This window comes from Pseudomonas sp. NPDC089422 (assembly GCF_044749405.1).
Taxonomy (GTDB): Bacteria; Pseudomonadota; Gammaproteobacteria; order Pseudomonadales; family Pseudomonadaceae; genus Aquipseudomonas.
Genome location: NZ_JBIVHW010000002.1, coordinates 326,118 through 341,234, shown reverse-complemented (window position 1 = coordinate 341,234; position 15,117 = coordinate 326,118). Strand labels below are relative to the sequence as shown.

The window sequence follows — 15,117 nt, the reverse complement described above, 5'->3', positions numbered from 1 at the left end:
TCAAAAGCCATGCTGGCGCATGAGCCTTTCATAGCTGCCATCGGCTTTCATCGCAGCGATGGCCTGATCGAACCGCTCGACGATCTGTTGGTGATCGGGGTGCTTCAGGCTCACCAGGATATGCAGGGTGTTTTCTGCCAGCAGCGGCTCGATCAACGTCACCCCATCGCGCACTTCCTGCGGCTCGCGCTGCAGGTTGTAGCGCGCCACGTACTCATCTTCCACGGCCAGGTTCACTCTTCCGGCTGCCAGCATGCGCACGGCGGTCGAAAAGTTGCGGACCTCCACCTTGTGCAGGCGGGTATCACCATCGAATGCCGGTGAATAGGCATAGTCACGCACGACCGCAATGCTGTGGGGATAAAGGTCGGCCTGATTCTTGTAGCGGAACGCGTCGCCCTTGCGCTTGAGCAAGCGAATGCGATTGCTCAGGTAGCCCTTGGAAAACTGCCCAATCTGCTTGCGCCCGTCGTTGTACCAGGCGCTGATCAGCACGTCGTAGCGCCCTTCACCGATGCCCATCAACGCCCGCGCCCAAGGCACTTCCTCATAGCTGCTGGCATACCCGGCACGGGCCAGCGCCGTGCTGACCAGGCTCGTGGCCAGGCCGCCACCCGGCATGGCGCTGTCGGTGAACGGCGGCCAGTTGTCGGCCACCAGCCGCAGCCTGTCCTGGCCGGATGCGGGTGTTGCCAGGAGCACGGCCAGCAAACCCAACGCGCAAAGCAGTGGCCGCATGCAGAAGTCCTTTTGCAGAGGGAGGCACACGCTGTGGAAGGCGATTCGCAGATGAGATTACACAAAGCCGCTGCCTGGGGCAGCGGCCAATAATGTCATTTAGCCTCTATTTTGGCCGAGCTGCGAAAATTTGCGATGATCCGCCATCCATTTCAGGAGGTACCCCATGTCCATCCACTGGCTTTGCAAGCATCACTCCGACCTCGACAAACATGAGCTCTACGCCATCCTGCAATTGCGTACCGCCGTGTTCGTGGTCGAGCAACGCTGTGCCTACCAGGAAGTCGATGGCCAGGACCTGACAGGCGATACCCTGCATCTCATGGCCTGGCAGGATGACAAGCTGGTGGCCTACCTGCGCCTGCTCGATCCGCAGTCGCAGGGCGGTGATGTGGTCATCGGGCGGGTGGTGACCTCACCCGAGGTGCGCGACCTGAAACTCGGTCATCCGCTGCTGATGAAAGGGCTGGAAGCGGCTGGCCACTGCTGGCACGGGACGCCGGTCTATCTGTCGGCGCAGGCGCACCTGCAAGGGTTCTATGCCCGGCACGGCTTTGCAGTGGTGGGTGAGCAATACCTTGAGGATGACATTCCGCATATCGGCATGCGCAGGGTCATGGATACCCCAGTACTTCCCTGATCTGGCGCAGGTGCTGGATGATCCACTGCTTGTCGATCGCCCCCCAGTCATGGATGCGGTAATGCCCGGCATGGTTGCGCGCACCTTCCTGCTGCTCGAACTCGCAGACGATGTCCAGGTCGGCGAGTGCAGCGATGGTGTCCTGTGCCGTACGCCTCGGCATGCCGGTGGCCTCCATCAGCGCCGGCACGCTGGTGGCGGTTTGGCTGTCGATCAGCCAGGCCACGTACAGGCGACGGTAGAAACTGCTCTTGGTCTTGCTCACATCCATGCTGCGTGATCCTTACAAGTTGCCTGGCAACTCCCGGTAGGTCAGGTAGACGCGCAGGTCGAATTCCAGTTGGTGGTAAGCCGGCTCCATGTGCTGACAGAGCTGGTAGAACGCCTTGTTGTGATCGCGCTCGCGCAAGTGCGCCAGCTCGTGCACCACGATCATGCGTAGGAACTCCGGTGCCGCCTCCTTGAACAGTGAAGCGATACGGATCTCTTTCTTCGCCTTGAGCTTGCCGCCCTGCACCCGCGAAACCGCGGTATTGAGCCCCAGGGCCCGATGGGTCAGGTCCAGGCGGTTGTCGAACAGCACCTTGTCCAGGTTGGGTGCACTGCGCAGGTATTGCTGGCGCAGCTCCTGGGCATAGCCGTACAGCGCCTTGTCGCTCTGCACGTCATGGCGCCCGGGGTAGCGGCGCTGCAGGTACTCGCCCAGGCGGTCGCTGTCGATCATCTGCCGCACCTGCTCCTGCAGGTGCGGTGGGTAGGCTTGCAAATAGCGTAATACGGTCATGGCACGGCATTCGGCGTAACGAATGCCGATTCTAGCCAATCACGGCCGCTGCCAGGGAAAAATCGCCGGAAAGGCACTGGCATCAACCGCTGTCATCGGGTGCGCGACCAGGAAGCCCTGGACGTAAGCGCAACCGTTTGCCTTCAGCCACGCAGCTTGGGCCTGTGTTTCAACCCCCTCTGCGATCACCGTGATGCGGTAATCCGCGCACAGCCCGATGACACTGCGCACCAACGCGGCATCCGCCGCCGAGTCCGGCAGCCGCGCCACCAGATGGCGGTCCAGCTTCAACGTGTCGATGGGCAGGTCGCGCAACATGCGCAGCGAACAGTCGCCCGCGCCGAAATCGTCCAGTGCCACGCGTACGCCCAGTTCGCGCAGGCGGTGAATCTGCTTGATCGCCGCGTCGATGTTGTACATCAGCGAGGTCTCGGCCACCTCGACCTCCAGTTGCGCCGGTTCGAGCTGGTAATCCTGGATCACCCGCTGCAGTTCATCGACCAGGCTGGGCATGGAGAACTGCGCGCGGCTCAGGCTGATACCCAGCACCAGTTTCGGGGCAAAACGCTGGCACCAGGCCTGGCGCTGGGCGGCACCTTGGCGGTAGATCCAGCTGGCCAGGCGGTTGATCAGCCGTGCTTCTTCCAGCAAGGGGATGAACAGCCCAGGAGGCACATCGCCAACACTGGGGTGCTGCCAGCGCAACAGGGCCTCGAAACCCCGTAGCTGACCATCGGCAAAAGCCACCTGGGGTTGGTACACGAGGTTGAAATCCTGGGCTTCGATGGCATTGCGCACGCTGTCTTCAAGCATCAGCCGCGAGCGGGCGCGGCCATTGAGCTCCTGATCATAGAAGCGATACTGCTGGCGACCGGCCTGCTTGGCCGCATACATCGCCGTATCGGCGGCGCGCAGCAGGCCTTCGACATTGCCGCCACAGTCAGGATAGGTGGCGATGCCGATACTGACACCCAGGCACACATCCAGCCCGTCTACCTGCTGCTGGATCGACACCCGCTCAAGCAGTTTCTCGGCATGGCGCCCTGCCTGCTCCGGATAAGGCAGGCCGTCGAACAGTGCGGTGAACTCATCACCCCCCATCCGCGCCAGCAGCGCCTCGCTGCCCAGGCAGTCCTTGATCTGCTCGGCCACCCAGCGCAGCACCCGGTCACCGGCTTCATGGCCCAACGAGTCGTTGATCCGCTTGAAACCGTCCAGATCCATGTACATCAGGGCCTGGGCCTTGTTCGAGCGCTCGCCGCGCAACAATGCGCCTTCTGCGGCCTGGTAGAAGCCGCGGCGGTTGAGCAGCCCGGTCAAGGGGTCGGTCACCGCCTGGTACTCGAGCTGCTGATGCAAGTTGCGCTCTACCGACATGTCCAGCACCGTCACCACCATGGCCTGCTGCTCCGCCGGCAACGGCGCACAAGACAGCGCCACCGGCACCAGCTGACTGCCCGGGATGCGTAGATGGGCATCATGAACGCGCACGATCTGCCGGGCGAGATAGGCGTTGTGGAACTCGGATTCGCTCCACAGGGTGGCATTGGCCAATTGCAGCAGATCGAGCAGGTGCACACCCTGCAGCTGCTCGACCGGGGTGTGCATCAAGCGCGAGATCGCCGGGTTGGCGAAACTGATGACGCCCTCGGCATCAACCACCAGAATGCCTTCGGCGGCGTTTTCCAGGATCGAGGCGTTGAACGCCCGGGCCGCCTCCAGCTCGCGGGTTAGGCGCTGCAGCATGCGCCGGTTGCGCTGCTGGTCCAGCTGCGCCTGTACCTTGGGCTTGAGAATCTGTGGGTCGAAGGGTTTGAACAGGTAATCCACCGCACCGCTGGCATAGCCCTTGAGCACGGCAGCGTCGGACTGCTCGTTGGCGGTGAGGAAGATGATCGGGGTCAGCCGGGTTCGTTGGCTGCCGCGCATCAGGCGGGCGACCTCGAAGCCGTCCATTTCCGGCATCTGCACGTCGAGCAGGACCAGATCGACCTCGTGTTCGAGCAACGTACCCAGGGCTTCCATCCCCGAGCTTGCCGTCAACACTTGCCAATCGTTGCGCGCCAGCAAGGCCCGCATGCTGATGAGGTTTTCCGGGTAATCGTCTACCACCAGGAGAACCGATTTGCCATCCAGTGGTTGAGGGTAAGCGCCATCCATGCTGCTTCTCTTGTTTGACCGACTTCGACTTGCTATTGGATCCGATTAATACTCTAGACCTGCGGTTGCGACAAGCAATGCAATCAGATCGCTATCAGTGGATAAGTTTTACGGTAGCCGACTAACGGTCGTCTTGCCGCATTTTCTACACATAAAAAAACCCGCATCGCTGCGGGTTTTTCATGACTGCACCTGTGGATCAGTTGACCTTGGCGGCCAGCTCACCCTTCAGATAGCGCTGGAACATGCCTTCCAGGGAGATCGGCTTGATCTTCGAGGCATTGCCGGCGGTGCCGAACGCTTCGTAACGGGCGATGCACACGTCACGCATGGCTTTCACGGTTTCACCGAAGAACTTGCGCGGGTCGAACTCGCTCGGGTTCTGTGCCATCAGGCGACGCATGGCACCGGTGGATGCCAGGCGCAGGTCGGTGTCGATGTTGACCTTGCGCACGCCGTGCTTGATGCCTTCGACGATCTCTTCGACCGGTACGCCGTAGGTCTCTTTGATGTCGCCGCCGTACTGGTTGATGATCGCCAGCCACTCTTGCGGTACCGAGGAAGAACCGTGCATCACCAGGTGGGTGTTAGGGATGCGCTTGTGGATTTCCTTGATGCGGTCGATGGCCAGCACGTCACCGGTAGGCGGCTTGGTGAACTTGTAGGCACCGTGGCTGGTGCCGATGGCGATGGCCAGGGCGTCGACCTGGGTCTTCTTGACGAAGTCGGCGGCCTCTTCCGGGTCGGTCAGCATCTGGCTGTGATCCAGCACGCCTTCGGCACCGATGCCGTCTTCTTCACCGGCCATGCCGGTTTCCAGCGAACCCAGGCAGCCCAGCTCGCCTTCCACCGAAACGCCGCAGGCGTGGGCCATGGCCACGGTCTGCTGGGTAACGCGGACGTTGTATTCGTAGTCGGTCGGGGTCTTGCCGTCTTCACCCAGCGAACCGTCCATCATTACCGAGCTGAAGCCCAGCTGGATCGAGCGCTGGCAGACGTCAGGGCTGGTGCCGTGGTCCTGGTGCATGCACACCGGGATGTGCGGGAACTCTTCGATGGCGGCCAGGATCAGGTGGCGCAGGAACGGGGCACCGGCGTACTTGCGGGCACCGGCCGAAGCCTGGACGATCACCGGGGAGTCGGTCTTGTCGGCCGCTTCCATGATGGCGCGCATCTGCTCGAGGTTGTTGACGTTGAAAGCCGGAACGCCGTAACCGAACTCGGCGGCGTGGTCCAGCATCTGGCGCATGCTAATGAGTGCCATTGTGTATCTCTCTCCCGACAAGCGTCGTTTGTTTCGTGCAAGCCTGCCGCAGGGGCGGTTGCTGTTCAAGTAGTGTGGGCCGCCTGTGCGGCCCGGCCAGTCACGGTGCCTTGCAGCCCCGCCCAATCAGATCGTTGGTTGCCACCCAGTACACCAGGCCTTCATCGCCCTTGGTGTGGAAGGCCAGCACGCCATCGCTGTACAGCGCGCCAGAGCCGCCCGGCTCGGCCTTGAGCCGATAGACCTGGTCACCGCCGCCGAGGCGCACGTCTACCTGGTCCCGTTGTGCATCAGCGAAGCGCCACAGCACTTCGGCCTGGGTGTCACAGACCCAGCGGGTCCAGTTGTCCGCCGGGGCGGAAGGCGCAGGCTGCATCAGCGAGCATCCTGCCAGTGTCGCCAGGGCCATCGAGGCCAGCAGCGCTTTCATTACATATCCTCTAGATGACCACACAGCGGCCGCTTGGTTGCCTGCCCCGACGAAACGCTGGATTCGGTCGTTCTCGTCAAGGGCAACCCGGCGCCTGGTGCTGGTGTTCTTCGTCGTACTTTTCCAGGCCTTGCGGGCCGACGCGCTTGCTGATGACCGGCACGGTCTCGGCCTGCCACTCGGACTGGTAGCAACCGCCCTTGGGCGACTGCGCCGGGTCGGCATCCGTGGACGGACCGCTGGAGCAAGCGCCCAGCAGGCCGGCCAGGATCATCACAGGCAATTGCTTGACCATCAGGTCGCTCCCTTTGCCAGGCGCCGCCATTGTCAGGCTTTTGCCCGCTCTTCCAGGATCGCCACGGCGGGCAGCACTTTGCCTTCGACGAACTCGAGGAAGGCACCGCCACCGGTAGAAATGTAGGAGATTTCCTTGCTGACGCCATATTTGTCGATGGCCGCCAGGGTATCGCCACCACCGGCGATGGAGAACGCGGCGCTCTCAGCAATGGCCTTGGCCAGCACCTGGGTGCCGTTACCGAACTGGTCGAACTCGAACACGCCGACCGGGCCGTTCCACAGGATGGTCTTCGACGACTTCAGCAGCTCGGCGAAATTGGCTGCGGTCTGCGGGCCGATATCCAGGATCATGTCATCGGCGGCTACGTCGGCGATGGCCTTGACGGTGGCTTCGGCGTCTTCGGCAAAGGCCTTGGCAACCACCACGTCGACTGGCAGCGGCACGCTGACCTTGGCGGCGATAGCCTTGGCGGTGTCGACCAGGTCAGGCTCGTACAGCGACTTGCCGACCGGGTGACCGGCAGCGGCGAGGAAGGTGTTGGCAATGCCGCCACCAACGATCAGCTGGTCGCAGACGCTGCTCAGGCTGTTCAGCACGTCCAGCTTGGTCGACACCTTGGAGCCGGCGACGATGGCCGCCATCGGCTTGGCCGGGGCTTTCAGGGCCTTGCCCAGTGCATCCAGTTCTGCTGCCAGCAGCGGGCCGGCGGCAGCGACCTTGGCGAACTTGGCAACGCCATGGGTGGAACCTTCAGCGCGGTGAGCGGTGCCGAAAGCATCCATGACGAACACGTCGCACAGGGCGGCGTACTTCTGTGCCAGCTCGTCGGCGTTCTTCTTCTCGCCCTTGTTGAAGCGTACGTTCTCGAACAGCACCAGGTCACCCGCGTTGACCTGAACGCCGTCCAGATAGTCGGCAACCAGTGGCACTTCGCGGCCCAGGGCCTTGCTCAGGTAATCGGCAACCGGCTTGAGGCTGTTCTCGGCAGAGAACTCGCCTTCGGTCGGGCGGCCCAGGTGCGAGCAGACCATTACCGCCGCACCCTTTTCCAGGGCCAGCTTGATGGTCGGCAGCGCTGCCAGGATACGCGCATCGCTGGCTACCACACCGTCCTTCACAGGTACGTTGAGGTCTTCGCGGATCAGTACGCGTTTACCTTGCAGGTCGAGGTCGGTCATCTTCAACACGGTCATGAATGCAGTCCTTCAGGGCTGTTTGCTGCGGGTTGGGTGGACGACGTGCAGATAGTGTTCGGCAACGTCGAGCATACGGTTGGCGAACCCCCATTCGTTGTCGAACCAAGCCAGCAGGTTCACCAGGCGTGGGCCTGAGACGCGGGTCTGGCTGGCATCGACGATGGCCGAATGCGGGTCATGGTTGAAATCACAGCTGGCGTGAGGCAGCTCGGTATAGGCCAGCAGGCCTTTGAGCGGGCCGCTCTGCGCCGCCTCGCGCAACACCCGGTTGACTTCGGCCGCGCTGGTATCGCGAGCGGTCTGCAGGGTAATGTCCAGGCACGAGACGTTGACGGTCGGCACGCGTACCGCTTTGGCCTGAATTCGCCCGGCAAGTTCCGGAAGCAGGCGCTCGATGCCGCGCGCCAGGCCAGTGGACACCGGGATCACCGACTGGAAGGCCGAGCGTGTGCGGCGCAGGTCTTCGTGGTGATAGGCATCGATCACCGGCTGGTCGTTCATCGCCGAGTGGATGGTGGTGATCTGCACGTACTCGATGCCGAATGCCTGGTCCAGCACGCGCAGCAGCGGTACGCCGCAGTTGGTGGTGCAGGAGGCGTTGGACACCAGCTGCTCGTTGCCGGTCAGGCAATCCTGGTTGATGCCATAGACCACGGTGGCGTCGACGTCGGCCTCGCTGGCCATGGGCTGCGAGAACAATACGCGCGGCGCACCGGCATCGAGGAAGCGCTGGCCATCGGCGCGAGTGTGGTAGACACCGGAGCACTCCAGCACCAGGTCGACGCCCAGGGCGGCCCAGTCGATGCCTTCAGGCGTAGCGCTGCGCATGACTTTCACGCAATCGCCATTGATGTGCAGACAGTCGCCGTCGACCTTCACCTCGCCGGGGAACCGCCCGTGGGTGGAGTCGAAGCGTGTCAGGTATTCGATGCTGGCCTGATCGGCCAGGTCGTTCAACGCAACGATCTCGAAACCGGCCTTTGCCCCCCGCTCGAACAGTGCGCGCAGGACACAGCGGCCGATGCGGCCGTAACCGTTGAGTGCAACTTTGTAGGGACGCGGGTGAGGCATTCGTTGGCTCGCTAACGCATGATGGCTGTTGGGGCCGCCTTGCGGCCCATCGCGACGCAAGGCCGCTCCTACAAGGAACGGCGTGCGCAGTACCCTGTAGGAGCGGCCTTGTGCCGCGAAACGAGGGCAAAGCCCTCGTCTTACGCCTGTATCAGTCTTCCAGCAGTTCTTCGGCGGTGCCCAGGATGTTTTCCAGGGTGAAGCCGAATTCCTCGAACAGCGCAGCGGCCGGAGCCGACTCACCGTAGGTGGTCATGCCGATGATACGACCTTCCAGGCCGACGTACTTGTACCAGAAGTCCGCGTGGGCGGCTTCGATGGCGATGCGCGCAGCGACTTCGACCGGCAGTACCGACTGCTTGTAGGCAGCGTCCTGGGCGTCGAACACGCTGGTGCAAGGCATGGAAACCACGCGCACCTTGCGGCCCTGCTCGGTCAGCTTGGCCTGTGCCTGAACGGCCAGGCCCACTTCCGAACCGGTCGCAATCAGGATCAGCTCAGGCTCGCCCGCGCAGTCCTTGAGCACGTAGCCACCACGGCTGATGTCGGCGATCTGCTGGGCGTCGCGTTCCTGGTGCTGCAGGTTCTGGCGCGAGAAGATCAGCGCCGATGGGCCGTCCTTGCGCTCCAGGGCGTTTTTCCAGGACACGGCCGATTCGACTGCGTCGGCTGGGCGCCAGGTGTCCAGGTTCGGCGTGCTGCGCAGGCTGGTCAGCTGCTCGATCGGCTGGTGAGTCGGGCCGTCTTCGCCCAGGCCGATGGAGTCGTGGGTGTAGACGTGGATCACGCGCTGCTTCATCAGTGCCGACATGCGCACGGCATTGCGGGCGTATTCCATGAACATCAGGAAGGTCGCGCCGTAAGGTACCAGGCCACCGTGCAGGGCGACGCCGTTCATGATCGCGGTCATGCCGAACTCACGCACGCCGTAGAACACGTAGTTGCCGCTGGCATCGTTGGCCTCGACGCCCTTGCAGCCTTTCCACAGCGTCAGGTTGGAGCCGGCCAGGTCAGCCGAACCGCCGAGGAACTCAGGCAGCATCGGGCCGAAGGCATTCAGCGCGTTCTGGCTAGCCTTGCGGCTGGCGATGGTTTCACCTTTGGCAGCCACTTCATTGATGTAGGCCTGGGCCTTTTCGCTGAAGTCGGCCGGCAGCTCGCCGCTGTCACGGCGCTTGAACTCGGCAGCCAGCTCCGGGTAGGCCTTGGCGTAGGCGTCGAAACGCTGGTTCCAGTCGGCTTCGGCCTTGGCACCGGCAGCCTTGGCATCCCACTCGGCGTAGATGTCGGCCGGGATTTCGAACGGACCGTGGTTCCAGTTCAGTTCCTTGCGGGCCAGGGCGATTTCGTCGTTGCCCAGCGGTGCGCCGTGGCAGTCTTCCTTGCCCTGCTTGTTCGGCGAACCGAAACCGATGATGGTCTTGCAGCAGATCAGGGTCGGACGGTCGCTCTTGCGGGCGGTGTCGATGGCCATCTTGATTTCATCGGCATCATGGCCGTTGACGTTACGGATGACTTGCCAGTTGTAGGCTTCGAAACGCGCCGGGGTATTGTCGGTGAACCAGCCGTGCACTTCGCCGTCGATGGAAATGCCGTTGTCATCGTAGAAGGCGATCAGCTTGTTCAGGCCGAGGGTGCCGGCCAGCGAGGCGACTTCGTGGGAGATGCCTTCCATCATGCAGCCGTCGCCGAGGAACACGTAGGTGTTGTGGTCGACGATGTTGTGGCCTTCACGGTTGAACTGGGCAGCCAGCACTTTCTCGGCCAGAGCGAAGCCCACGGCGTTGGCGATGCCTTGGCCGAGCGGGCCGGTGGTGGTCTCGACACCTGGGGTGTAGCCGTATTCCGGATGGCCCGGGGTACGGCTGTGCAGCTGGCGGAAGCCTTTGATGTCATCAATGGTGACATCGTAGCCAGTCAGGTGCAGCAGCGAATAGATAAGCATCGAGCCGTGGCCGTTGGACAGCACGAAGCGGTCACGGTCAGCGAAACTCGGGTTGCTCGGATTGTGCTTCATGTAGTCGCGCCAAAGCACTTCGGCGATATCCGCCATGCCCATGGGGGCACCTGGGTGGCCGCTGTTGGCCTTTTGCACGGCATCCATGCTGAGGGCACGAATGGCGTTGGCACGTTCACGACGGCTGGGCATCGCTTATCTCCTGGGGCTTGAATAGGTGGTGTCACGAAAAAGGCGGCCATTTTCGCCCACTGCGGGGGCCGGGGGCAATGACGGATGGTCGCAGTTGGGGGATTTTCCTGTGATTGGCCTCCATAACGGCGAAAAAACCGCCAGGGTCACCCGCCCATCAGCCAATATCAAAACTTTTTGATATTGACCTTGCGGGGGCAGCCTTGCCTGTCTAGACTGCCGCCCCATGAACCTCCGTGCGCAACCGATCCCTCAGCAAAGCGACACACTGGCCGCCCTGTGCAAGGCCAGTGGCGATGAGCTGCGCCTGAACGTGTTGCGCGCCCTGGCCAGTGATTCGTTCGGCGTGCTGGAGCTGGCGCAGATCTTCGACGTCGGCCAGTCGGGCATGAGCCACCACCTCAAGGTGCTGGCCCAGGCCGAGCTGGTGGCCACGCGGCGCGAAGGCAATGCGATCTTCTACCGCCGCGCCCTGCCCGACGGCCAGCGCTTCGGCGGGCGCCTGCACATGGCCCTGCTCGATGAGGTCGACGACCTGACCCTGCCAGAGGATGTCCAGGCCCGCATCGCCCAGGTGCAGCAACGCCGCGCCGCCACCAGCCAGGACTTCTTCCTGCGCGTGGAAGAAAAATTCCGCGCCCAGCAAGACCTGATCGCTGGCTTGCCGCAGTACCGCGAAAGCCTGCTGGCGCTGCTCGACAAGCTGAACTTCGCGTCGACCGCCAGCGCGCTGGAAGTCGGCCCCGGCGATGGCGGCTTCCTGCCGGACCTGGCACGGCGCTTCGCCCAGGTCACGGCCCTGGACAACAGCCCGACCATGCTCGAGCTGGCGCGCCAGGTCTGCGAGCGCGAGCGTCTGGGTAACGTAAACCTGCAGTTGGCCGATGCACTGGGTGCAACGGATGTGGAAGCCGACTGCGTTGTGCTGAACATGGTCCTGCACCATTTCAGCGACCCGGCCCTGGCCCTGCGCCAGCTGGCCAAACGGGTGAAGGCAGGCGGCAGCCTGCTGGTCACCGAACTGTGCAGCCATGACCAGGGTTGGGCGCGGGAAGCCTGCGGCGACCTCTGGCTCGGCTTCGAACAGGACGACCTGGCCCGTTGGGCCACAGCAGCCGGGCTGGCCCCCGGGGATAGCCTCTATGTGGGCTTGCGTAACGGTTTCCAGATCCAGGTCCGCCATTTTCAGCGGACGGCTGGCGACACTCACCATCGGTAAATTTTAGGAACCCGTCGAGATGAGCGAATACTCCCTTTTCACCTCCGAGTCCGTGTCCGAAGGGCATCCGGACAAGATCGCCGACCAGATTTCGGACGCGGTCCTTGATGCCATCATCGCCCAGGACAAGTACGCCCGCGTTGCGTGCGAAACCCTGGTCAAGACCGGTGTCGCCATCATCGCCGGCGAAGTCACCACCTCCGCCTGGGTCGACCTGGAAGAGCTGGTGCGCAAGGTCATCATCGACATCGGCTACAACAGCTCCGACGTTGGCTTCGACGGCGCCACCTGCGCCGTGATGAACATCATCGGCAAACAGTCGGTGGACATCGCCCAAGGCGTCGACCGCTCCAAGCCGGAAGACCAGGGCGCGGGTGACCAGGGCCTGATGTTCGGCTACGCCAGCAACGAAACCGACGTGCTGATGCCAGCACCCATCTGCTTCTCGCACCGCCTGGTCGAGCGCCAGGCCGAAGCGCGCAAGTCCGGCCTGCTGCCGTGGCTGCGCCCGGATGCCAAGTCGCAAGTCACCTGCCGCTACGAGAACGGCAAGGTCGTCGGTATCGATGCCGTGGTCCTGTCGACCCAGCACAATCCTGAGGTTTCGCAGAAAGACCTGCAGGAAGCCGTGATGGAGCTGATCGTCAAGCACACCCTGCCGGCCGAGCTGCTGCACAAGGGCACCCAGTTCCACATCAACCCGACCGGCAACTTCATCATCGGTGGCCCGGTGGGCGACTGCGGCCTGACCGGCCGCAAGATCATCGTCGACTCCTACGGCGGCATGGCCCGACACGGTGGTGGCGCGTTCTCCGGCAAGGACCCGTCCAAGGTCGACCGTTCCGCCGCCTACGCCGGCCGCTACGTGGCCAAGAACATCGTTGCCGCCGGCCTGGCCGAACGTTGCGAGATCCAGGTGTCCTACGCCATCGGCGTGGCCCAGCCGACCTCCATCTCGATCAACACCTTCGGCACCGGCAAGGTTTCCGACGACAAGATCGTCCAGATCGTGCGCGAGTGCTTCGACCTGCGCCCGTACGCCATCACCAAGATGCTCGACCTGCTGCACCCGATGTATCAGGAAACCGCAGCCTACGGCCACTTCGGCCGTGAGCCACAGCAGAAGACTGTCGGCGACGACACCTTCACCACCTTCACCTGGGAGCGCACCGACCGCGCCCAGGCGCTGCGTGACGCTGCCGGCCTGTAATTTTCCTGCAGCGGTAACTGAAAGCCCCTGCCGAGTGATCGGCAGGGGCTTTTTTTGTGACATATCGGCTGACAACTGCACGGCGCAACGCTCGTTCCCGTTGCCTACGCTGAGGTTTCCCCCTGCCAAGCAAGGATGCTGGCCATGCCGTTTGTGCTCCTGTTCCTGCTCTATCTATCGTTCAACGCGCAAGCCGCTGACTGCCCAATCTGGTCAGCCGAAAGAGCTCGCGCAGAAGTCACCAGCCTGCGCGCGACGGTTAGCCAATGGGATGACCACTACCATCGCCTGGGCGAGTCGCTGGTGCCCGATGAGGTCTATGACCAGAGCCGGCAACGCCTGCTGCACCTGCAAGGGTGTTTCGCCCTGGAGCACGCGCTGGATTCGCTGGCCAGCGCACGCGGGACGATTGCCCACCCGATCCGCCACACCGGCGTCGACAAGCTCTCGAACGAACAGGCCGTGAGCCAATGGATGGCCGGCAAGACAGGTGTCTGGCTGCAACCGAAGGTCGATGGCGTCGCGGTGACGCTGGTCTATCGCCAAGGCCGGCTGGTCCAGCTGCTCAGCCGGGGTGACGGCAACCAGGGGCATGACTGGAGCCGGCATATCGAGGCACTGGAAGGCATCAATCGGCAGCTGCCCAACCCGCTGGACCTGATCCTGCAAGGGGAGCTGTACCTACGCCTGGGTGACCATGTGCAAGCGCAGAATGGTAGCGTCAACGCTCGCGCCACCGTCGCGGGGCTGTTGGCGCGCAAGCAACTGGCCCGCGAACAAGGCGCAGGCATTGCGCTGTTTGTCTGGGACTGGCCGCAAGGGCCAAGCGATCAGGGCGAGCGTGTGGCTCAGCTGGCGGCACTGGGCTTCCCCGACAGCCAGCGTTACAGCGTGGCCATTGGCAGCGCTGTCGAAGCTGCACACTGGCGCCAGCACTGGTACCGCTCTGCCCTGCCCTTCGCGACGGATGGCGTGATCCTGCGCCAGAACACACGGCCACCCGCCGAACGCTGGCAAAGCAATGCACCTTACTGGATCGCCGCCTGGAAGCATCCCTTTGCTCAGGTGTTGAGCGAAGTGCGTGACGTGCAGTTTCGCATCGGCCGCACGGGCCGAATCACACCAGTCCTGAAGCTGCAGCCGGTGCAACTGGACGACCGCCGTGTTACCCAGGTGAGCCTGGGCTCCCTGGCCCGCTGGCAGGCACTCGATGTTCGCCCAGGAGATCAGGTAGCCATCAGCCTGGCGGGGCTGACCATCCCACGCTTCGAGCAGGTTGTGCACCGCGCCACCGAGCGCCAGGGCTTGACGGTTCCTGCGCTGGATCAATACGGCGCCTTGACGTGCTGGCAGGCGGGTGAAAACTGCGAAGAGCAGTTCATCGCGCGCCTCACCTGGCTCAGTGGCAAACACGGCCTGGCCATGCCGGGCACCGGGCCCGGCACTTGGCGACGGCTGGTACAGGCCGGGCTGGTAACGTCGCTGACCGACTGGCTGGTGCTGGATGCCGAGCGACTGGCCCAGTTGCCTGGCATCAGCGATACCAGCGCCAGGCGTTTGCAACGAAGCTTCGAGGTTGGCCGAACCAGGCCTTTCGCCCAGTGGATCAGCGGTCTTGGCGTGCCGATACCACGCAACCTGCCACTCGAGGGCGACTGGGCAACCCTCGCCCGGCGCTCGGCCACTGACTGGCAAGCCTTGCCCGGCATTGGCGCAACCCGCGCCAGTCAGCTACAAGCTTTTTTTGCGGCCGAGCCTGTGCAGGCCCTGGCACAACAGTTGAGTGAAAGCAGCATCCAGGGGTTTCCTGCCGCGCCCCCCGGTGCGAGGCAATGAGTTTTAACAAAATCTTTTGTAGGGATCCGTCTGGATTGTTCCAGAAAAATCCAACAAGGGTTCCTAAATCGTCAAAAGCAAGGCAGGATTTGCCCCATCTTTTGCTGCCCCGCCCCCTCAAG

Annotated in this window: 14 protein-coding genes; 4 read left to right on the top strand and 10 right to left on the bottom strand. The window is 63.1% G+C overall.

What is annotated here, in order from left to right:
* A complete protein-coding gene (locus ACIPZ8_RS05225; RefSeq protein WP_400720166.1) occupies positions 1–738 on the bottom strand; it encodes a substrate-binding periplasmic protein in 738 nt (245 codons plus the stop codon).
* A gap of 166 nt (positions 739–904) precedes the next feature.
* Here ACIPZ8_RS05225 and ACIPZ8_RS05220 point away from each other — a divergent pair, with 166 nt between their 5' ends.
* Positions 905–1,378: a GNAT family N-acetyltransferase gene (locus ACIPZ8_RS05220; protein ID WP_400720165.1), complete on the top strand. Its 474-nt coding sequence runs from the start codon at positions 905–907 to the stop codon at positions 1,376–1,378.
* On the opposite strand, the gene ACIPZ8_RS05215 is transcribed toward ACIPZ8_RS05220, so the two are convergent.
* The 9 genes from ACIPZ8_RS05215 to tkt all read right to left on the bottom strand — a co-directional run bounded on the left by ACIPZ8_RS05215 (position 1,353) and on the right by tkt (position 10,730).
* Positions 1,353–1,649 (bottom strand): helix-turn-helix domain-containing protein, encoded by a 297-nt coding sequence (locus ACIPZ8_RS05215; protein ID WP_023378388.1) that lies wholly within the window; start codon positions 1,647–1,649, stop codon positions 1,353–1,355. The genes ACIPZ8_RS05220 and ACIPZ8_RS05215 overlap by 26 nt on opposite strands.
* 12 nt (positions 1,650–1,661) lie before the next feature.
* Complete coding sequence (locus ACIPZ8_RS05210) at positions 1,662–2,162, bottom strand: M48 family metallopeptidase (RefSeq protein WP_400720163.1); 501 nt, start codon at positions 2,160–2,162, stop codon at positions 1,662–1,664.
* Positions 2,163–2,201: 39 nt separating this feature from the next.
* Positions 2,202–4,322, bottom strand: coding sequence for a putative bifunctional diguanylate cyclase/phosphodiesterase (locus ACIPZ8_RS05205; protein ID WP_400720161.1), 2,121 nt, complete (start codon positions 4,320–4,322; stop codon positions 2,202–2,204).
* Between the two features lie 199 nt (positions 4,323–4,521).
* Entirely contained in the window at positions 4,522–5,586 is a 1,065-nt protein-coding gene (gene fba / locus ACIPZ8_RS05200; protein ID WP_008093958.1) for a class II fructose-bisphosphate aldolase, read from the bottom strand.
* A gap of 100 nt (positions 5,587–5,686) precedes the next feature.
* Complete coding sequence (locus ACIPZ8_RS05195) at positions 5,687–6,016, bottom strand: MliC family protein (RefSeq protein ID WP_400720159.1); 330 nt, start codon at positions 6,014–6,016, stop codon at positions 5,687–5,689.
* 76 nt (positions 6,017–6,092) lie between these two features.
* Positions 6,093–6,311 (bottom strand): hypothetical protein, encoded by a 219-nt coding sequence (locus tag ACIPZ8_RS05190; protein ID WP_400720157.1) that lies wholly within the window; start codon positions 6,309–6,311, stop codon positions 6,093–6,095.
* Positions 6,312–6,343: 32 nt separating this feature from the next.
* Positions 6,344–7,507, bottom strand: coding sequence for a phosphoglycerate kinase (locus ACIPZ8_RS05185; protein ID WP_400720155.1), 1,164 nt, complete (start codon positions 7,505–7,507; stop codon positions 6,344–6,346).
* A 12-nt stretch (positions 7,508–7,519) separates the two neighbouring features.
* On the bottom strand, positions 7,520–8,581 hold the full coding sequence (gene epd, locus ACIPZ8_RS05180) for an erythrose-4-phosphate dehydrogenase (protein WP_400720153.1): 1,062 nt from the start codon (positions 8,579–8,581) through the stop codon (positions 7,520–7,522).
* A gap of 151 nt (positions 8,582–8,732) precedes the next feature.
* The gene (gene tkt, locus ACIPZ8_RS05175) at positions 8,733–10,730 is read right to left on the bottom strand and encodes a transketolase (RefSeq protein WP_400720151.1); all 1,998 of its coding nucleotides are present in this window, start codon (positions 10,728–10,730) and stop codon (positions 8,733–8,735) included.
* 226 nt (positions 10,731–10,956) lie between these two features.
* Between tkt and ACIPZ8_RS05170 the strand changes: the two genes are divergently transcribed.
* From ACIPZ8_RS05170 to ligB, 3 genes are all read left to right on the top strand, one after another.
* Entirely contained in the window at positions 10,957–11,949 is a 993-nt protein-coding gene (locus ACIPZ8_RS05170; RefSeq protein WP_400720149.1) for an ArsR/SmtB family transcription factor, read from the top strand.
* A 19-nt stretch (positions 11,950–11,968) separates the two neighbouring features.
* Positions 11,969–13,159: a methionine adenosyltransferase gene (gene metK / locus ACIPZ8_RS05165; protein ID WP_400720147.1), complete on the top strand. Its 1,191-nt coding sequence runs from the start codon at positions 11,969–11,971 to the stop codon at positions 13,157–13,159.
* Between the two features lie 144 nt (positions 13,160–13,303).
* The gene (ligB, locus tag ACIPZ8_RS05160) at positions 13,304–14,995 is read left to right on the top strand and encodes an NAD-dependent DNA ligase LigB (RefSeq protein WP_400720145.1); all 1,692 of its coding nucleotides are present in this window, start codon (positions 13,304–13,306) and stop codon (positions 14,993–14,995) included.
* The last annotated feature ends 122 nt before the right edge of the window (positions 14,996–15,117 follow it).